This is a genomic window from Brucella tritici, from assembly GCF_008932295.1.
Lineage (GTDB): Bacteria > Pseudomonadota > Alphaproteobacteria > Rhizobiales > Rhizobiaceae > Brucella > Brucella tritici.
Map to the genome: position 1 here is coordinate 23,355 of NZ_WBWA01000032.1, position 18,304 is coordinate 41,658.

Genomic DNA, 18,304 nt, shown 5'->3' on the forward strand with positions numbered 1-18,304 from the left:
CATGAAACCGAAAATCTTCATTGATGGCGAGCACGGCACAACCGGCTTGCAGATTCGCACCCGTCTGGCCGAGCGCGACGATCTTGAAGTAATCTCCATCCCGGAAGCCGAGCGGCGCAACAAGGATTTGCGCGCCGACTATCTGCGCGCTGCCGATATTGCGATCCTGTGCCTGCCGGACGATGCCTCCAAGGAAGCAGTTTCCCTGCTCGAAGGCCATAACTCGACCCGCATCATCGATACATCGACCGCTCATCGCGTCCATCCGGACTGGGCTTACGGTTTTGCTGAACTGGCCAAAGGTCAACGTGAACGCATTGCCGAGGCGCGCCTCGTCGCTAATCCGGGCTGCTATCCTACCGGTGCAATTGCGCTTGTCCGACCGCTGCGCGATGCGGGTCTGTTGCCTGCCGACTATCCGGTCAGCGTCAATGCTGTCTCCGGCTATACGGGCGGTGGCAAGCAGATGATTGCGCAGATGGAAGATGCGAACCATCCCGAGCATCTTGCCGCAAACAATTTCCTCTACGGACTGCCGCTCAAGCACAAGCATGTGCCTGAATTGCAGATGCATGGTCGTCTGGATCGCCGCCCGATCTTTTCGCCCAGCGTCGGACGCTTCCCCCAGGGCATGATCGTACAGGTTCCGCTGTTCCTGACCGAACTTGAGGGAACGCCATCGCTTGCAAAGGTTCATGCCGCGCTGACCGATCACTATGCCGGTCAGGACATCGTCGAAGTCGTACCACTTGAAGAAAGCGCCAAACTGGCGCGTGTCGATGCGGAAGAGCTAGCCGGCAAAGACGGCATGAAGCTTTTTGTCTTCGGCACCGAGGATGATGGAGAGGTCAATCTGGTAGCGCTGCTCGACAATCTGGGCAAGGGTGCATCGGGCGCAGCCGTCCAGAACATGAACCTCATGCTTGGTAAAGCCTGATGACGAAGAAGCCGGTATTTCCAATAGAATGGAATATCGGCTCCTATGAGCCTTTGGCAGATACGCATTCAAGCCTCGTCTGGAAGGTCGAACGCATCGATCATCCAGACGAGGTTTTTGTCGTCAAGCAATTGAAGCCAGCCGGAATGGAAGAACTGCGCGGCGCGCATTATCTGGATTGGCAGGACGGCCATGGTGCTGCACGATTATACGGCCTCAAAGGTACATCGATGCTGCTCGAATATGCGGGCGACTATCACCTTGATGAACACCTGAAATGCGGCAAGGATGCCGAATGTCTGCAGATATTCGGCGACGTCCTGAGCGCGCTGCACACGCCCTCTCCTGCCCCGATACCGGTTGATTTGCAACCACTGGACAGGCACTTCTCCGGTCTCTTCGCCGTGGCGCATGAAAGTCCGACCTATGCAGACGGAGCGGCAACTGCAAAGCGCCTTCTGGCGACGCCGCACAAGGCCATTCCGCTGCATGGTGATATTCACCATGAGAACATCATCAGGGGACCACGCGGCTGGCTCGCCATCGACCCGCACGGGCTTGTCGGCGATGCTGCCTTCGATGCGGCAAATATATTCTACAATCCGCTCGACCGGGACGATCTCTGCCTCGACCTTGAACGCGCCCGGCATATGGCCGAGCATTTCGCGCCGATCATCGGGCGCGAACCCGCCTACATTCTGGATTATGCCTTCGCCTATGGCTGTCTGTCAGCCGCGTGGCACCGCGAAGACGGCAATGGCGCGGAGGAAGCGCGTGAACTGAAGATCGCGTCCGCGCTCAGGCACCTGCGCCAGACGGCTTACCCTTCATAGGCACCTTTGGTTGCACGCCAGTGTGCAACCGCGAAGGCCAGCACAATCAGCGCAAAGAACTGATGTGTCAGGCCCAGATGCAGCGGAACGCTCAACAGAAGCGTAGCAATGCCGATAGCGGCCTGCACGAGAACCAGTCCAAGGAGAACAATGGTACGGCGCGCATGGGTGGTGCCGGGCGCCTGCTTCCAAACCTGCAGAGAATGCAGTACGGCCAGAACCAGCACCGTGTAGGCGAACATGCGGTGCACGAATTGCACAGTCTTTGGGTTCTCAAACAGGTTGCGCCACCATGGCGATTGGATGAACAGATCGGACGGGATGATCGAGCCATCCATCAGCGGCCATGTGTTATAGGTGAGACCGGCATGAAGCCCGGCCACCAGACCACCCAGGTAAATCTGCACGAGCACTGCAAACACGATCCATCCGGCAAAGCGCTGGACCGACCTTTCTGCTGGTCGTTCGCTATAAGTGACAAGCCCGCGCGCAATATAGAAAACCGCCGTTATGATAATACAGGCTGTCGTCAGATGGATCGCCAGACGGTACTGGCTGACACTTGTCAGCTCACTCAGGCCGGAAGCAACCATCCACCAGCCAATAGCACCTTGCAGGCCACCGAGTGCAAGAAGGCCCAGCATACGATATTTGAGGCCGCCCCTAAGGCGCCCCGTTACCCAGAAGAAGGCCAATGGAACAGCAACCAGAAATCCAACAAAGCGCGCCAGCAGGCGGTGCGCCCACTCCCACCAGAAAATATACTGGAATTCTTCAAGGGACATTCCCTTGTTGATCTGCTGGTACTGCGGAATCTGACGATACTTGTCGAACTCTTCCACCCATTCGGCGTGGTTGAGCGGCGGAATTACACCGTGGATCGGTTTCCATTCGGTAATGGAGAGGCCTGAACCTGTCATACGGGTAGCACCGCCAACCATGACGATGGCAATCAGCACGACGAAAACCGCATAAAGCCAGTAACGCACAAGGCGACGGTCGCGATCCTCTTGCGATGATCTGGAACCTTGCCCTATACGCTGCGCCGTCGCTACCGTCATGTCATTCACCCTTCGATACTAAGCCGAAGTGTCTGAATCAAAAAGCGGCAGGCCGTGGCGAAAATGGTAATTTTTCAAGTACTGGAGCGGAGCGTACTTAAAGTACGTAAGCACCGGAACGCAGAAAATTGCCATTTGCAGACCGGCATGGCGACTTTTGGAACAGACACGAAGGATACATGCCGCATAGGCGAGCCCGTTACAAGTTCGCGTCACGCGACATGCCGCCGCGTTTTTGCCCTTTCACTGGCCCCGTTCACCGGTTAGTGAAGAACGGGAAAAGGAGAATTGCACCATGCCCGTTCGGCTGAAGAAACTGATCGGCACTTTTTTGCTGGTTTCACTGGTCATCATCTATGCGGTGTTCGCGACCATCATCGCCGTGGCGCATCTCGCTGAATCGAGCGCTTGGGTACATCTCCTGTATTTCTTCGTCACCGGTATTCTCTGGGTTTTGCCAGCCATGGGCATCATCTGGTGGATGGCGCAGCCACCACGCAAGAAACAACATTAATCCCATTTGAGGATGCTGCAGACTATGGCGGGTGACGTTGCAGCGCGAATTCTGACAGATTTCAAAGAAATCGGTCAATTCTGGAACGATGCTGCAGCCATTCATGGTGCGCCGCAATCGTTTGCGTGGATCCATAATTGGCACGCGATCGTCAATGCTGACAGTTTCGTTGTCGGACTCTTTGACAGCAATGGTCCAATCCTGCTTGTGCCGCTGGAAGTCGTTAGCCAGAATGGCGCGAAAATCGCGCGTTATCCCGGTGGAAGCCACGCCAATTGCAATTTCCCATGGCTGCGAAAGGAATATGGCGGCATCCTCGGACGCGAGGTAGTCCGGCAACTGATCGAGGTGATCCGCAAAGCACGGCCTGACATCGATGCGCTGTCACTGACACGCCAGTTTTCTGAACTGCAAGGCGCGGCCAGTCCTCTGCTCACTCTCGGAAAAGCGCCCAATCCAAATCCAGTGCTCGCCGCATCGCTTGATGGTGGCTTCGATGCAGTGCTTGATCGCGCCAACCGCAAGCGAAAACTGAAAAAGCATCGTCAGCACAGTCGCCGTTATGAAGAAAGCGGTGGCTGGAGAGTTGCCCGGCCGCAAACCCGCACGGAATCCGACACGATTCTCGATCTCTATTTTGCGATGAAGGCACAGCGCTTCCGGAAGATGGGAATCCGTGATCCTTTCGCCGATGAGAATGTGCGTAATTTCTTCAAAGCTTTATTCGACGTAGAATTGGCAAGGGGCCAGAATCTGAATGAACTCCGCTTTCTTGAAGTAGGCGGAACCGTGCGTTCGATCATCGGAAAACTGTTCGGCAATACAGGCCCTACCGTCGAGTTCGCCGCAATCGCAGAAGACGAGCTGATGGCGGCAAGTCCGGGTGAATTTCTCTTCTTCGAAGATATCAGCCACAGTTGCGGTGAAGGCCATTCGATCTACAGTTTCGGTATTGGTGATGAGCCGTACAAACGCGAGTGGTGCGATCTCGAGTTTACGATCTATGACACGCTGATACCGCTTTCCACCAAAGGGAAATTCTTCACAGTGCTGCAATCAGTCCGCAATGCGATTGCAGGAAGTATCAAGCGCAATCCGCGTCTTTGGGGCCTTGCCAAGACACTGCGCAGCAGGTTCGCAAAAAGGTAGAGGTGCTTAGCAATTCGATTCAGAAACAAGGTCTAAGACGCTGTTCCAGAATCGCATTTGGCTATCAGTCAGTTTCGTCCATCAGAATGACGACGTCTTCATAACCACCCTGATCGAGATCGAGAGCAGCCAGCGCAACGCCCTTATCGTCCGGATCGACGATACTCATCACCACTGCAGCAGATCCATCGGCAATGCGTCGGATTTGTTCCGAAGATGACGGACCGCATTCCACAACGACAAAATCATAGACCGTTTCCAGCGCATCCAAAATGAGCGGTAACCGGTCGGCGGAACGCATGGCGGCTTCAGGATCGGCCTCACCCAGCGGAACGACATGCGCCTGCGAGAACCGGTCACTGTGGATGACCTCATTGAAGCGGCGCTCGCCGGACAGAAGATCGGTAATGCCCGGCAGATGAGTACCGTCCAGCATGGCAAGCCCAACAGTTCCCTGTGCGGTCATATCCACGAGAATTGCACGTTTGCCATGGTCGGCGAATTCACGCAGCAGACGCACCGTTCCTGCCGATGCCTTATCGCCCTCGGGAGAGACCACCACGATACGTTTCAGCGTTCCGCCCGACAGAAGATCGGCAACAGCTTCCACACCATTTGGATTGCGTGGTTTCGTCTGACGCTGCCTGATCTCACTTTGCTTGATCTCACCTTGCTTTACCATGGGAAACTCCTCCACGGATTTCCTCGTTTCGGAAACCGGCGGCTTCGCCGCAAACGGCATAGTCCATGAACGGCGTGGCGCTGCAATTGTTTCCTTGGAAACGCCATCACGGCGTTCGGCACCGGACGGCGGCACGGCAGCCGCTTCCACAGCGGCGGCAATGACCGGCATTTCGATTTCCTCGACGGCAGCAATCCGCTGGCCATCCGCGGTCACGAATGCACGCCCGCTGAACAACTCACGCAAGAGAACGAAAATCGACAGCAAGAGCAGGCCAGCGGCAAAAGTTGAGCCGACAATCGGCAATATCATTGGATAATAGGGCACCGCCGGTGCTTCGGCGGAAGAGAAAACCCGAGCATCAACCGGCACATAATTGCGGTCGGTGCGCGACGCGGCTTCGCGATAGCGCGTCAGATAGGTTTCAAGAAGCTGACGCTGCGCCGTCGCCTCGCGCTCCAATGCGCGCAATTCAACTTCCTGATCGCCCGCCTGCGCTGCCTGTGCTTTCACGCGGTTGAGTTCACGATTGAGCTCCTCCTCGCGAAGTTTTGCTGCTGAGACTTCGTTGTCGAGGCTTGCAACAAGCTTGCGGCCTTCGATCCTGATCTGCTGGTCGAGATCAGCAAGCTGCGAACGCAATGCCTTGATCCGAGGATGGCCCTCCAGAAGTGTCGTCGAAAGATCGGCTATCTGGGCGTTAAGCTGAATGCGTCTTTCGGCAAGACGCTGCATCATGCCGGAAGCAACGACGTCCGGCAGCGTGTCGATGGGAGCGCCGGAGGCCAGCGACTTACGAATGCTTTCCGCCTTGGCTTCTGCCAAAGCGCGGCTGGTGCGAACCCGCGTCAGTTCGGTTGAGACCTCAGAGAGCTGCTGTGTCGCTATCGTGCTGTTGCTCTGGCCGGTCAGGAGTCCGCGCGAAGCACGATAATCCGCAACCTTCTTTTCCGCATCGCGGACGCGGTTGCGCAGGTCGTCAATCTCGGGCGCGAGCCAGCCGGTAGCATCGTCGTTCGACTCCAGCTTCGCGGCCTGTTGAAACAGGATGTACTGATTGGCCAGTGCATTAGCGACGTTCTTGGCCGTCTCAGGGTTTGCCGAATTATATTGCACGACGATGACGCGCGAAGCGGTAACGGCAAAAACCTGCATGTTCTTGCGCAGCTTCTGTAGAACGCGCTCTTCCGGGGTCAGTCGTGCGGGATCAGTGCGCATGCCAAGCATGATGAGAACGCGGGTCCACGGCTTCACTTCCGTCGTCGTGAAGGCTTCGTTGCTGGTCAGCTTGAGTTCGTCGGAAACTTTTTTAAGAAGATCACCGGACGAGAACACCTCAACCTGGCTCTTCACACCTTCGGCGTCAAAGACAGGCCGCTCGGCGGCTGTTTCGCCATTGGGGCGGGTATAGATGGATTCGCGGGCCTCGATCATGATGCGCGCTTCAGCGCGATAATCCGGCGTCAAAAGAAGGCAGATGGCCCATGCAAGCGCCGCCATGAGAAGCGCGCCAACGACAATGAACAGCCAGTGGCGGCGCAGGCTGGAGAACAGCGCGCCGATATCAATATCTGCGTCCCTTGATAACGGATCGACTTCTGCCATTCCCCATTCTCCATGGACTTCGCGAGTGCGCTTGCGCGCGTGATCGCTCTCGCCCGCGTGGGGTAAAGCACCCCCGAATCTGGCCGGAAGGTAAAGGAACAAGGTAACCAGAGGGTTAAGCAGGATAAGTTCCCAACAGTTGGCGAGCCATAAAGATTTTGCGCCGAAGCCTGTCTTCTTTACCAGCCATTAACCCTAATCAATCGATAACGCTTGCAACCGATATTCGTAATCGCGCTGTCAGTACCGCGTCGATTGCGTTCGTAAGAAATATTGCTTTTCGGAAGAACCGAGGCGGAAGATGACGGCGAAGACAATTCATAACAAGCGCAAAGGCCACGCTCTGCTTGTGGCGCTCGGCCTTGCCGCCATGACGCTTTCCGCCTGCTCCAGCTATCGCCCTGCCCCGCCTGCTTTCCACGAAGCGCTGAACCAGCCTTATATGCTGGATGCAGGTGATCGCGTGCGCATCACGGTTTTCGAACAGCCAAGCCTCACCAATACCTATAGCGTCGATCAGGCAGGCTATATCGCCTTCCCACTCGTTGGCAGCATTCCGGCACGTGGCAAGACATCCAAGCAGCTTGAAGGCATCATCGCATCCAAACTGCGTGGCGGCTACCTGCGTGACCCCGACGTGAGCGCGGAAATCGACCGCTATCGCCCGATCTTTGTGATGGGTGAAGTCGGTGCCGCTGGCCAGTATTCCTATGTTCCGGGCATGACTGCGCAAAAGGCAATCGCCGCTGCGGGTGGTTTCAGCCCACGCGCCAATCAGGAGAATGTCGACATCACACGCCAGTTCAACGGCAAGGTTCTGACTGGTCGCGTGCTGATTTCCGATCCTATCCTGCCGGGCGACACGATCTATGTGCGCGAACGTCTGTTTTGATGGCGATTGATGGCTGATGACACCAATGCCTCCCCACTGCGTATCATCCACTGTTTCCGCGAACCGACCGGCGGGCTCTTCCGTCATGTTCGCGATCTCGTGGGCCTGCAGGCGGAAAAAGGCCACGCAGTCGGCATCGTCTGCGATGCAACGACAGGCGGCCCGCGCGAAGACGCGCTTCTGGAAGAATTACGGCCAAGGCTCACGCTCGGCCTTCATCGCATTGCCATGCAGCGCCATGTCGGACTGGGCGACGCAGCGGCAGCGTACAAAGCATATCGCATCATCAAGAAATTGCAGCCGGACATATTGCACGGACATGGCGCCAAAGGTGGCGTCTATGCACGTTTGTTCGGCTCAGTCTTACGGGTTTTTAGGTCTCGCGTAGCCCGTATCTATTCACCGCATGGCGGTAGTCTGCATTTCGACCGGAAGACGCGCCGTGGCGGCGCCGTCTTTCTGATCGAGAGAATGCTGGCTCCGATGACCGACGCGGTGATGTTCGTTTCCAACTTCGAAAAGCGTATCTATGAAGAAAAGGTAGGGCGGCCCTATGGCCTCCATGCCGTCGTCTACAACGGCTTGGCCGAAGACGAGTTTATACCCGTCGCCGACGCAGCCGATGCCACCGATTTTCTCTTTGTCGGCACGATGCGCGAACTGAAGGGACCCGACCTGCTGATCCGGGCCCTTGCGCGCCTACGCGACCAGCACCAGCGCAATTTTACCGCAACAATGGTGGGTGATGGCGCGGAAAAGTCCGCTTTCTTCAACCTGGCCAACGAGCTTGGTATTTCCGCGCAAATCCGCTTTCTGCCCGGAATGGCTGCACGAGAAGCTTTTGCTTTGGGGCGGATAATGGTGGTTCCATCGCGCGCCGAAGCGTTCCCCTATATTATTCTGGAGGCGCTCGCCGCCGGAAAGCCCGTTATCGCCAGCAATGTCGGCGGGATTTCAGAAGTGTTCGGGCCTCGTTCCTCGGCGCTGGTGGAACCCGAGGACGAGGCGCTTGCGAACAAGATGCTGGGCGTCGCAGATGATCCAGTTGCGTTTCGCGCCGCGATGCCGGATGCGATACGGCTGCACGAGCGTTTCAGCCAGCAATCCATGGCACACTCAATCGAGACGATCTATTACGAAGCCCATCCGGACCGGGCCGTACCAGAAGACTGAGGGTTACTCCCCTCAGCCCACCATCGCAACGAAGGGTTCGGATGCAGATACCGACCGTTCGAACTGTGACCGAAACCCACCCCGCGCCGCAAAATATATATAGTGGAACGCATCGGCCCGCCCGCCGATAAGCGAGATGTCCTCGCGTTGCCATTCCCAAGGCAGCATGTCGAGCTTATCTTCGAACGGTTCTGATATGGTTGCCGACCAGAATGCGGCAATACCATTTGGCTTCAGCGCCCTTTTCACCAACCTCAGACCATCATCGTCATAGATGGCTCCGTTGGCCGCGCGAACTGTAAAGTCAGGCCCATTATCAGTATCCATCAATATGGCATCGTATTGGCCGGGTTCGGCGCGAAGAACATCCATAACGTCAGCGACCCGAACATCGACACGCGGATCGTTCAATGGATGACTGGCAAGATGGCCGATATAGGTCCGGTTCCAGTCCACAATCTCCGGGACGAGTTCGCAAACCGTCACCCTGGCATCAGGTCCGAGCAAATCAAGAGCCGCCCGAAGCGTAAAGCCCATACCGAGCCCGCCGATAAGCATATGCGAAACCTGCCGCCCGTGCAGGCGAAGCGACCTTTCAGCCAATACGGTCTCGGACTGGAAATTGACGTTCGACATCAATTCCAGGCCGTTGTAGCGGATTTCGTAGATGTGATCGCGTTTTCGCAACAAAATTTCATCGCCGGCATGATTGCCCGCTCTAGCCAATTCGGCCCAGATAGTCATGTTCAACCCTAGAGCGCCCTCCAAAACACCAGAACGGTTTGGATAAAGCGCATTAAAACAAACAGTTAATGCGACCGGCTAGTGGTCTGATTCCGACATTTGCATTCCTCGGATATGAGCCCCGAGCAAATGTCGGAATCAAAAAGATCACTAGTAACCTTATGTATCCAGTGGATTTTTCGAATTTGACGTTTGAAACAGCATCTCATTCAGTCGGGATTCAAACGTCAAATTCAATCCACAAGGTCGCAGCGTGAATTGCTCTCATCAGGATTTTTTGGGTCGCTGTGCGTCAGGCGCGCAGCAACCCCATGACATCGTCCGATCTGGTGCCGATCAGAAGTGGAAACAAAGCTGGCCTGTTGGCGGCAACATCTGCCGAACAGTTCGACGGCAAAATGCCGCTTGCAGCTTTTTCTTCCAACGGTTTCATATCACCGTGCTAGGCAATATAATCATGCAAGGCAAGCCTTGCATCGGCTTGGGTTGCGACAACTGACGTCGCCCCTTCCCGTCGTCAATGCTATAGCTGTACGGGCATCAAACATGTTATTTTAGCCGTTACTAACAGTAACGGTTTTCGACCGAGTATTTAATTGAGTGTTTACCTAAGTCAAAAGCTTGCCATGCGATGTTTATATTCTGCTTAGGACTCTCGGTCTAATTACGAGGCTATCAATTTACGATCAGGGGCAATGTTGTGCGAGACAATGATGCGCTTTCTCCTTTTGGCCGCAAAGCCATGGAAGCCAGCAGCAAGCCAGATTCCGGGCCAGATTCCAAACCGCGCGGTCCGGTAGAACTCAGCCCACTGGCGCGCCAGATGGCCGAGCAATATCAGCGCGATACATTTTCGCCGCTGATGTTGAGTGGCGTCATGCGTATGGTGGAGTTTGGGATTGTCTTTTTCTCCGGCATTCTGAGCTTCCTGTTCTATGTCGGTATCCGTACGCATCTGATCTTCTATTACCCGCTCATCATGGTCGCTGGCGGCGCGCTTTTTGTCCTGCTGATGGAAATCAACGATGGCTATCAGATCAACGTGCTGCGCAGCCCCGGTCGATATCTGCGGCGGCTTTTTATCAGTTGGGCAGCCGTGCTTGGCACCCTTGCCATTGCCGGTTTCCTGCTGAAAGCTTCGTCCGACTTCTCACGCGGCTGGTTCCTGTACTGGGCGCTCAGCGCCTGCGTACTACTATTGATTTCGCGCATTTTCATCGCATGGAAGATCAAGCGCTGGGCACGTAATGGCACGATGGAGCGCCGCGCCGTCATCGTGGGCGGTGGTCCCAATGCAGAAGCGCTCATCCGCTCGCTCGAACAGCAGCCCGACAACGATATCCGTATCTGCGGCATCTTCGACGACCGCGATGACAAACGCTCGCCGCCTATCGTTGCAGGCTACCCAAAACTTGGCAATATCAACGAGCTGATCGAATTTGCACGTATCGCTCATATCGACATGCTGATCGTGTCGCTCCCGATCAGCGCGGAAGCCCGCGTGCTGGCTCTGTTAAAGAAGCTCTGGGTTCTCCCGGTCGATATCCGGCTGTCCGCGCTCAACAATCACCTGCGCTTCCGTCCGCGCGCCTATTCCTATGTCGGCGCGGTGCCGATGCTGGATATTTTCGACAAGCCCATCAATGATTGGGATTCAGTCGCTAAGCGCATCTTCGACGTTGTCTTCAGCATTTTGGGTATCATTCTTCTGTCGCCGATCATGATCGGCACGGCAATTGCCATCAAGCTCGACAGCAAAGGCCCTGTGATTTTCAAGCAGAAGCGGCATGGCTTCAACAATGAAGTCATCAATGTCTGGAAATTCCGGTCCATGTACACCGAGATGTGCGACCCGACCGCCAAGCAAGCCGTTACCAAAGACGATCCTCGCGTCACCCGCGTCGGGCGCTTCATCCGCAAGGCCTCCATCGATGAGCTGCCGCAATTCTTCAATGTTCTCGCTGGTTCCTTGTCGCTCGTCGGCCCTCGCCCGCACGCGGTAGCAGCTCACTCGCATAATGTGCTCTATAACGAGGTGGTCGATGGTTATTTCGCGCGTCACCGTGTGAAGCCGGGCGTTACCGGCTGGGCGCAGATCAATGGCTGGCGCGGCGAAATCGACAATGAAAACAAGATCCGCATGCGCACGGAATTCGATCTTTATTACATCGAAAACTGGTCGCTCTGGCTTGATCTCAAGATTCTGCTCCTGACGCCGGTACGGCTTCTCAACACGGAAAACGCCTATTGACCAGCGTGGCACAGCGGTTTGACGGCAATTCGCGTCCAGCCGTAGTGCTGGCCGCGGATGCATCGCGCAAACGCGCGCTTAACCGTCTTATCGTCAATATTGCAATCGGCTTCGGTGTTTTTCTACTCGGTTTCGTGATGAGCGAGCCGGCCCCCTATGAACTCTATATGGTTGGCCTGATCGCGCTGGCATTGCTGTTCGGGCTGCGATTGACCCGCACCAGCCTTGTGCTGCTGGCGCTCCTTGTGGTGTTCAATTTCGGTGGGATGATTTCAGTCATGCAGATGGCTGACGTCAAGAAAGCCCCACTCTACATTGCCGTTTCGCTGTTTCTGGCTTTCACGTCGGTATTCTTCGCCGCTGCCATCGAAGGGGACTATCGGCGTTTAAAGACCATATTCAACGCCTATCTTCTTGTCGGCGTGCTTTCTTCCGTCCTCGGCATTGCCGGTTATCTCGGCCTTTTTCCGGGTGCAGAAATCTTCACGCGCTACGGGCGTGCGCAGGGCGCATTTCAGGACCCCAACGTCTATGGGCCCTTCCTGATATTGCCCCTGACCTGGACGCTTTACCGCATCATGCGCGGCGGTCCGCGTGATGTCCTTGTCTATCTGCCTTTCTGCTGCCTGCTCACGCTCGGCGTTCTTGTGTCCTTCTCGCGTGCGGCATGGGCTATGGTTCCTCTCTCCTTCGTCATCCTGTTCGGCATCCTTTTCCTGCAAAGCAACAGCAATCGTTTTCGGCTACGCCTGATGGTAATTGGCCTGCTTGCTGTTGTAACAATTGTTCTCGCGATCCTGATTATTCTGCAAATTCCCGGCGTCGGCGATTTCTTCCGAGAGCGCGCACGCCTCGAACAAAGCTATGACAGTGCAAGACTTGGACGATTTGCGCGGCACTGGCTTGGAATGATCCTCGCTACACAACATCCGCTCGGCATCGGCCCGCTCGAATTTGGTCCGATGTTCGGTGAGGATACGCATAATATCTGGCTCAAAGCCGTACTCGATTATGGCTGGATCGGCTTCATCGTTTTTCTGACGCTGACATTCCTGACACTCGGTATTGGCTTCAAGCTTGTACTTCGCAATCGTCCCTGGCAGCCATTTCTTCTCGTTGCTTACGCGACCTATCTCGGGCATATCCTGATCGGCAATGTCATCGACACGGATCACTGGCGTCACTTTTATCTGCTTTTCGGGATTATCTGGGGTTGTGCTGGGCTGGAATACAAGTATCAGCTTCTACCCAAGCAAAAAGACCGACAAGGAGAGCAGCATTTTGCAGTTCGCGATATACGCCGCAGCGGCCCTCTTTGAAATTGCCGGATGCTTCGCCTTCTGGGCATGGTTGAAGCTCGACAAGTCACCGCTTTGGCTGGCACCCGGCATGGTGTGCCTGGCATTGTTCGCCTATCTTCTGACCCTCATTGAAAGTAATGTGGCCGGTCGCGCTTACGCCGCCTATGGCGGCATCTATATCATCGCTTCGATCCTATGGATCTGGTTTGCTGAGGGTACCCGCCCCGACCGTTGGGATGTCGTCGGCGCATGTACGGCTTTTGCAGGAACATGCATCATCCTCTTTGCGCCTCGATCCTGATGGCTGAAACGATGCATGAATGTCATGTGCAATTTGCCAGTTTCGGCAAATTAGCCCTTGCGTGCCAAGTCGTTATAATCTACGGCTTTCCCCGGCACGGAGCGTAGCGCAGCCCGGTAGCGCACTTGACTGGGGGTCAAGGGGTCGTGGGTTCGTTATACGGAGTCAACGAAAGTGTTCATCACTGAGCTTTTTTCCTTCGGGCAGTAGCGCAGCCCGGTAGCGCACTTGACTGGGGGTCAAGGGGTCGTGGGTTCGAATCCCGCCTGCCCGACGGAAAGAAGCTCAGTGATATCAGTTATTTACCCAATTCGTTGATGCTCATCTTTACGTTACCCTAAAAAGAATGCTCGACCGTCGAACGACTATCTGCACGTGTCCGACCGAACGGAATATCCGGAATCCGGTTGGACTGTACACTTGCGGATAACTTATTGATAAAAAGAGAAAATTTTTATTCTTCGTCGCCCAAAAACAGTGACTTGTTCTCTGTTGAACACTTTATTGCGTTATTGGACGGGCTACAACCAACGATTGGGCATTGCGCAGGCTCTAATGCAGTTCCGTTTTGAACGGCCTACGTTATCTCTACTATTAGATCCCATCGAAATCCATTCAGCCCCTGTTCCCATCGATAGCCAAATGGATTGCAAATAATCCGACTTCGGCCAATCTGCACGTCGAATGCATGATGTGTATGCCCGCAGATCCACAGCGCAGGTGCTCGTTCGGAGTGAAGGATGTCATCGAAGGCATCTGATCCGCACGCAAACAAATAGTTGCCGATTGAGTGTGCATAGACTGGTGGTGTGCAATCGGAGTGTGGCATGTGATGTGTGAGAACAACCGTGGGACCAGTAAAATGTTCTGTTAGTTTTTGCCGAATGTAAGCGGCATCTGACAGGTGTAGATCGAGCATATTTTCGGGCGTGAATGACTTCCCGTTTTTCAAGCGGATCGCACGGAAGTCATTCAGTATTGCTCGCGCTTCTTGCATTCGCCGCGCTAGATCAGACTTTAGGGAGAGATTCATCTGAAAATCTACCCATAAGCTAGCCCCAACGAATCTGATGTTGTCGATAATCACCTCGTCCTGATCAAGGCAGTAAAACCGCTGCGGCCACTCCAAAGAGAGGGCTTCGATTGTCTTGATCGTTTGCCTGTCACTCTCCAGCGACCGTTCTCGATCATTCATGAGCCATTTGTTCTGATAGAATTCGTGGTTGCCGGGGACATAGATGATGGGCTTCTCATAGTGCCTGATCAAGAATTCCAGCGTGATGTGAAGGTCAGGCGCTGCATTGAGATCGCCCGCAATGATGATCACATCGCATTCTGGCGCGTTCTCATGTGACGGATAGTCGACTTCTTGCAATTCATGGTGGAGGTCAGACCAGATCCAAAGTTTCATTCCCTTATCCCCTTTGTTGTCCGCAATTGCCGACAGTTCTCATGCCAGTTTTCCTCTGGCAGGCGCTGACGTCTTTCAGCTTGTACGCAGCGAAACTCAAACTGCGATGTCAGTCGACGACGTGCAGCACGATGTACGTTTTTCTCAATTACCGATGTCTTTTTGGCCCAGTCGGTAAAAGCGGCTGAAAGTTCTCGCGTAGTTTCTGTCGAGATCGAGTAGCCAGAGCTCGGACGTGATGCCATTCGGCACGATGAAACCGAGCCTGGGATGCTCAAACAATACGCCTTCGAGACATGTTGTCGGCCGTTTGCTCAGCTTCCAGCTTGTGATTGCTGGCGAATTTGAAAGTTGGCGTTCGTCTGGATGCTCTCCGTTGATTATGCGTTCAAGATCAGTGACCAGGGCTTTCAGCATATTAATTTCGATTTCGAGTTGTTCGCGATTGTATTTTCCATTTTTGATTATGACAGCCATAATAAGATCCTGGAGAATGAAGAAATGAGGGGCCATACGGGCGCGCGACAACGCACCCGTGGATTGGCGTTTCTTGAATTTCAACGTGTTTGATTGATGCTGCGAGCAGACGCTGAACCGTTAAGCGTGGAGCATGCAACAGTCGCAAAATGGCTCAGGAACCCCGATTACAGAGCTCGATCAGGAACGAGTGTTTGAAAGTGCAAAGGTTTTGCTCGTTTCAGTTCTTCGTGCGCCAAGCGATGAAAGATCGAATTGAGCTGTCGATGCTTTTCCATCTCACTGCCGGAAAGGCTGTTACTAAACCAAAAGCTCAGCATGTGTCTTTGCTGTCTCTGTATTTCCAGCACGTGTTGTGCAGTACCCGATCTACCAGTTAGCTGATCCAAATCATGAAGAGCCCACACGCCCTCTAAATACTTCGTCTCATTAAGTAATGGGTCTATCGTGACGAACTCTGTCCGTTCTATCTCAACGCCGAAATATTGTGTTCCAATTCGCGGCAAAAAGCTTGCAAGCTTAGCTTTATCTTCTTCCCACTGGATTTGCGCGCTTCGTTCATTGCCAATCCCGTATGCGATATGAATATAACGCAAGCATTTTTGTTGCAAATCGTAAACGATGAGATCGAATGCAAAGCCGCCTGATAAATAAGTCGGCGTCAGAGAAGGCTGATAGTGCATAATGCCCTCGGCTTCTTCCGAAAGAGCGCCCACCAATTTTCTCATGCTACTGGATGATATTGGAATTCCTGACGTTGTCGTGGAAGTTCTTTCATCAGCGACCGAAATTATACTCTCAAGGTAACCAATGATTTTTTCTCCTTCGCTCCAGATTGCGTAACGAAAATATTCGTCGACACGCTCCGTACTCTGAGGATCGCGTTCTTGCTTGTTAATGCGATTGTGAAGTTCACTTAGCTGCAATGCCGCATTCAATCCACGTCCTGGATGCCGTCGTGGAACTTCATTTTTCATGAGAATAACATGACCGATTGGGGAGTTTTCAGACATAAGTTCTCCTGTCCGGCACATGGGTTACATGGGCCAAATTCGATGTGAAACCAGTTTAGACGATGACGTCATCGACGGAAAAAATGGGTAATCCGCCTATTTCATCAAATCTTTAACTCACTGATTCGGTGTCTGTGTGAGCGATAATCTGGCTTATGTCAGAATTGCCAGAAATAGGCAATTAAATTCCTAAATATGGCAAATAAATACCGATTTAAGGCAAATTGGGGGGTGTAGCAGTTGCATACTCCCTGAATTAAAAGAAAAGGATGGATATACCGATTGCACTTTTGCGAGCCGCAAGACTCGCACTCGATTTAAGTCGAGAAGAGCTCGCCGCAGAAGCGGGGGTAAGCGTGCGGACTATCGGAAGCTTTGAAAGAAATGCAGGCGTAAAAATTGAAACTCAGCGGAAAATCCAATCAGCTCTGGAACGAAAAGGTGTAACCTTTATTTATAGAGATAAATCCAAGGGCTTCGGTTTAATAATGCCGAAAAGCTGGCCTTCATAAATTTCAATTTATTTTAGCTTTTTCATAAAAAATCGCCGCCCTTAACTTTTATGGGCCGCCAAACATAATGCTCGTGAGTACGTTCAAAATCTGGCCATTCCAATGTCGAATTACAATTGGTGGAGTCGCAGGTCGTGCATTTAAACTTGAGGGTATAGGGGTTGCTTCCGTGGCCAAAGATCGATGCGAGATCGCTGGCCAGAAACCGGGCACTCCGTTTGCAGGTACGGCACTCGGCCATTACGAACAATCGATGCCGTGAAGCCTGTCCAAGTGTTTTAATCGTGCTTGTCATGCACTAGGTATAGAACAAAACAGGAACTCAGATAAAGGACTATTCCGACGAACCAATTAGATCTGCGACCAATCGCGGTACAAATTCGCGAGCTGTCCGACCTGCACCGATTAATGTCGCAGATGCCGCACCCGTCCAGTTGCCATAACCAGCAAGCCACAAACCAGGTTCTTTAATGGATCGTTGTTCAATGACTTGAACCCGTCCGTTCGGTTCAACAACGCCGAGGGGTTTCAGGTGATCCGTTGCAGGACGAAATCCTGTACACCAGATTACCGCGTCGATTTTGGTCTCTGTTTGGTCAGCCCAAACGACACCATCTTCTGTAAATTGCTTAAAGGGGCGTACGGCGTTCAATACGCCTCGGTCCCGCGCGGCTTTTACCGGAGCGACCATAATAATGTCCCCAATTGTCGTATTGGCGTCGACATCTCCCCGTACGCGTGCACTGGCGTTTTCAAAAAGCACTCGGCCGTCAATTTCGTCAGGCAGAAACACTGGCGGCGTCAGTGTCACCCAAATTGTTTCTGCGACGGTACTTAAGTCAGCGAGAATTTGTGCCCCTGAATTGCCTCCGCCAACAATAAGCACACGCTGGCCAGCAAAATCATCGGCAGTTTCATAATGTGCAGAATGAATCTGAACGCCTGAGAACAGGTCCTTGCCGAGGTAGTCGGGGACAAACGGTTTCGACCATGTCCCAGTGGCACTGATAACCGCATGGCAGGTTCGGCTCGATCCATCCGCCAATATAACCCTAAGAACATCACTTTCACGGGTGACAGATTCTACCTTGTGTGGGCGTTCGACAGGAAACTTATAGCGTTCCTCATAACGCTGAAGGTAGCTGATCACTTCATCGCGCGTAGGATAACCATCTGATTCCCGACTGGGAGGCATCAGCCAGCCAGGGAGCGAACTGAAACTGGCAGGCGAAAAAAGGCGCAGAGAATCCCATCCATGCAGCCATGCCCCGCCTGGTTCATTGCCGTCATCCAGGATAGTGAATTCTACTTCAGCACGGCGGAGATAGTACGCAGCCGCAAGCCCGGTTTGACCTCCACCGATTATGATCACATCGTGATCGATTTTCGGGCTATCCATGGGTACCGGAGTATTCAGATTTATTGTCACGCTACCTATCCCCGCCAAT

The 18,304-nt window shown here is 53.8% G+C and carries 18 protein-coding genes and 1 tRNA gene; 11 read left to right on the forward strand and 8 right to left on the reverse strand.

Features of this window, described 5'->3' with window-relative positions:
- The first annotated feature begins 1 nt into the window (after position 1).
- Entirely contained in the window at positions 2–937 is a 936-nt protein-coding gene (gene argC / locus F9K91_RS22405) for an N-acetyl-gamma-glutamyl-phosphate reductase (RefSeq protein WP_151678758.1), read from the forward strand.
- Positions 937–1,770: an aminoglycoside phosphotransferase family protein gene (locus F9K91_RS22410; protein ID WP_151651839.1), complete on the forward strand. Its 834-nt coding sequence runs from the start codon at positions 937–939 to the stop codon at positions 1,768–1,770. Before argC ends, F9K91_RS22410 begins: the two co-directional genes overlap by 1 nt.
- On the opposite strand, the gene F9K91_RS22415 is transcribed toward F9K91_RS22410, so the two are convergent.
- Positions 1,758–2,831: a COX15/CtaA family protein gene (locus tag F9K91_RS22415; RefSeq protein WP_151554748.1), complete on the reverse strand. Its 1,074-nt coding sequence runs from the start codon at positions 2,829–2,831 to the stop codon at positions 1,758–1,760. The two genes, F9K91_RS22410 and F9K91_RS22415, sit on opposite strands and share 13 nt — an antisense overlap.
- 295 nt (positions 2,832–3,126) lie before the next feature.
- Between F9K91_RS22415 and F9K91_RS22420 the strand changes: the two genes are divergently transcribed.
- Positions 3,127–3,345: a DUF2842 domain-containing protein gene (locus F9K91_RS22420; protein ID WP_010661115.1), complete on the forward strand. Its 219-nt coding sequence runs from the start codon at positions 3,127–3,129 to the stop codon at positions 3,343–3,345.
- A 24-nt stretch (positions 3,346–3,369) separates the two neighbouring features.
- Entirely contained in the window at positions 3,370–4,494 is a 1,125-nt protein-coding gene (locus F9K91_RS22425; RefSeq protein WP_151678759.1) for a GNAT family N-acetyltransferase, read from the forward strand.
- A 64-nt stretch (positions 4,495–4,558) separates the two neighbouring features.
- On the opposite strand, the gene F9K91_RS22430 is transcribed toward F9K91_RS22425, so the two are convergent.
- On the reverse strand, positions 4,559–6,781 hold the full coding sequence (locus tag F9K91_RS22430) for an exopolysaccharide transport family protein (protein ID WP_151678760.1): 2,223 nt from the start codon (positions 6,779–6,781) through the stop codon (positions 4,559–4,561).
- 301 nt (positions 6,782–7,082) lie between these two features.
- Here F9K91_RS22430 and F9K91_RS22435 point away from each other — a divergent pair, with 301 nt between their 5' ends.
- Entirely contained in the window at positions 7,083–7,673 is a 591-nt protein-coding gene (locus F9K91_RS22435) for a polysaccharide biosynthesis/export family protein (protein WP_012092328.1), read from the forward strand.
- Positions 7,674–7,682: 9 nt separating this feature from the next.
- Positions 7,683–8,846 carry a glycosyltransferase family 4 protein gene (locus F9K91_RS22440; protein WP_151678761.1) on the forward strand — a complete coding sequence of 388 codons (1,164 nt, stop codon included), beginning with the start codon at positions 7,683–7,685 and terminating at the stop codon, positions 8,844–8,846.
- 12 nt (positions 8,847–8,858) lie between these two features.
- Here the strand turns inward: F9K91_RS22440 and F9K91_RS22445 are convergent, their stop codons facing one another.
- Together F9K91_RS22445 and F9K91_RS26080 are read right to left on the reverse strand one after the other, a co-directional pair.
- Positions 8,859–9,590 (reverse strand): spermidine synthase, encoded by a 732-nt coding sequence (locus tag F9K91_RS22445; RefSeq protein WP_151554752.1) that lies wholly within the window; start codon positions 9,588–9,590, stop codon positions 8,859–8,861.
- Positions 9,591–9,882: 292 nt separating this feature from the next.
- Positions 9,883–10,023, reverse strand: a complete 141-nt coding sequence (locus F9K91_RS26080) for a hypothetical protein (RefSeq protein ID WP_167522255.1) — start codon at positions 10,021–10,023, stop codon at positions 9,883–9,885.
- Positions 10,024–10,332: 309 nt separating this feature from the next.
- Here F9K91_RS26080 and F9K91_RS22450 point away from each other — a divergent pair, with 309 nt between their 5' ends.
- From F9K91_RS22450 to F9K91_RS22465, 4 genes are all read left to right on the forward strand, one after another.
- Complete coding sequence (locus tag F9K91_RS22450) at positions 10,333–11,841, forward strand: undecaprenyl-phosphate glucose phosphotransferase (RefSeq protein WP_412842197.1); 1,509 nt, start codon at positions 10,333–10,335, stop codon at positions 11,839–11,841.
- Complete coding sequence (locus F9K91_RS22455) at positions 11,838–13,160, forward strand: O-antigen ligase family protein (protein ID WP_151554754.1); 1,323 nt, start codon at positions 11,838–11,840, stop codon at positions 13,158–13,160. The genes F9K91_RS22450 and F9K91_RS22455 overlap by 4 nt, the downstream gene beginning before the upstream one ends.
- Positions 13,123–13,443, forward strand: a complete 321-nt coding sequence (locus F9K91_RS22460; RefSeq protein WP_151554755.1) for a YnfA family protein — start codon at positions 13,123–13,125, stop codon at positions 13,441–13,443. Before F9K91_RS22455 ends, F9K91_RS22460 begins: the two co-directional genes overlap by 38 nt.
- Positions 13,444–13,643: 200 nt before the next feature.
- Positions 13,644–13,717: transfer RNA gene (locus F9K91_RS22465), tRNA-Pro, on the forward strand.
- Between the two features lie 303 nt (positions 13,718–14,020).
- Here the strand turns inward: F9K91_RS22465 and F9K91_RS22470 are convergent.
- The 3 genes from F9K91_RS22470 to F9K91_RS22480 all read right to left on the reverse strand — a co-directional run bounded on the left by F9K91_RS22470 (position 14,021) and on the right by F9K91_RS22480 (position 16,344).
- Positions 14,021–14,854, reverse strand: a complete 834-nt coding sequence (locus tag F9K91_RS22470) for a metallophosphoesterase (RefSeq protein WP_151591269.1) — start codon at positions 14,852–14,854, stop codon at positions 14,021–14,023.
- A gap of 144 nt (positions 14,855–14,998) precedes the next feature.
- Positions 14,999–15,331, reverse strand: a complete 333-nt coding sequence (locus F9K91_RS22475) for a hypothetical protein (RefSeq protein WP_235913379.1) — start codon at positions 15,329–15,331, stop codon at positions 14,999–15,001.
- A gap of 167 nt (positions 15,332–15,498) precedes the next feature.
- Positions 15,499–16,344 carry a hypothetical protein gene (locus F9K91_RS22480; protein ID WP_151591267.1) on the reverse strand — a complete coding sequence of 282 codons (846 nt, stop codon included), beginning with the start codon at positions 16,342–16,344 and terminating at the stop codon, positions 15,499–15,501.
- Positions 16,345–16,613: 269 nt separating this feature from the next.
- On the opposite strand from F9K91_RS22480, the gene F9K91_RS22485 reads away from it, so the two are divergent.
- Positions 16,614–16,856 (forward strand): helix-turn-helix domain-containing protein, encoded by a 243-nt coding sequence (locus F9K91_RS22485; protein WP_084486796.1) that lies wholly within the window; start codon positions 16,614–16,616, stop codon positions 16,854–16,856.
- Between the two features lie 334 nt (positions 16,857–17,190).
- Here the strand turns inward: F9K91_RS22485 and F9K91_RS22490 are convergent, their stop codons facing one another.
- Positions 17,191–18,285 carry an ArsO family NAD(P)H-dependent flavin-containing monooxygenase gene (locus F9K91_RS22490; RefSeq protein WP_235913381.1) on the reverse strand — a complete coding sequence of 365 codons (1,095 nt, stop codon included), beginning with the start codon at positions 18,283–18,285 and terminating at the stop codon, positions 17,191–17,193.
- Positions 18,286–18,304 lie beyond the last annotated feature (19 nt).

Excerpts from the sequence above, each read along its gene's own strand:
- argC (WP_151678758.1), top strand. The coding sequence starts at position 2 with ATGAAACCGAAAATCTTCATTGATGGCGAGCACGGCACAACCGGCTTG.
- F9K91_RS22450 (WP_412842197.1), top strand. The coding sequence starts at position 10,333 with ATGGAAGCCAGCAGCAAGCCAGATTCCGGGCCAGATTCCAAACCGCGC.
- F9K91_RS22415 (WP_151554748.1), bottom strand. The coding sequence starts at position 2,831 with ATGACGGTAGCGACGGCGCAGCGTATAGGGCAAGGTTCCAGATCATCG.
- F9K91_RS22485 (WP_084486796.1), top strand. The coding sequence starts at position 16,614 with ATGGATATACCGATTGCACTTTTGCGAGCCGCAAGACTCGCACTCGAT.
- F9K91_RS22410 (WP_151651839.1), top strand. The coding sequence starts at position 937 with ATGACGAAGAAGCCGGTATTTCCAATAGAATGGAATATCGGCTCCTAT.
- F9K91_RS22475 (WP_235913379.1), bottom strand. The coding sequence starts at position 15,331 with ATGGCTGTCATAATCAAAAATGGAAAATACAATCGCGAACAACTCGAA.
- F9K91_RS22445 (WP_151554752.1), bottom strand. The coding sequence starts at position 9,590 with ATGACTATCTGGGCCGAATTGGCTAGAGCGGGCAATCATGCCGGCGAT.
- F9K91_RS22425 (WP_151678759.1), top strand. The coding sequence starts at position 3,370 with ATGGCGGGTGACGTTGCAGCGCGAATTCTGACAGATTTCAAAGAAATC.
- F9K91_RS22480 (WP_151591267.1), bottom strand. The coding sequence starts at position 16,344 with ATGTCTGAAAACTCCCCAATCGGTCATGTTATTCTCATGAAAAATGAA.
- F9K91_RS22420 (WP_010661115.1), top strand. The coding sequence starts at position 3,127 with ATGCCCGTTCGGCTGAAGAAACTGATCGGCACTTTTTTGCTGGTTTCA.
- F9K91_RS22440 (WP_151678761.1), top strand. The coding sequence starts at position 7,683 with ATGGCTGATGACACCAATGCCTCCCCACTGCGTATCATCCACTGTTTC.
- F9K91_RS22430 (WP_151678760.1), bottom strand. The coding sequence starts at position 6,781 with ATGGCAGAAGTCGATCCGTTATCAAGGGACGCAGATATTGATATCGGC.
- F9K91_RS22470 (WP_151591269.1), bottom strand. The coding sequence starts at position 14,854 with ATGAAACTTTGGATCTGGTCTGACCTCCACCATGAATTGCAAGAAGTC.
- F9K91_RS26080 (WP_167522255.1), bottom strand. The coding sequence starts at position 10,023 with ATGAAACCGTTGGAAGAAAAAGCTGCAAGCGGCATTTTGCCGTCGAAC.
- F9K91_RS22435 (WP_012092328.1), top strand. The coding sequence starts at position 7,083 with ATGACGGCGAAGACAATTCATAACAAGCGCAAAGGCCACGCTCTGCTT.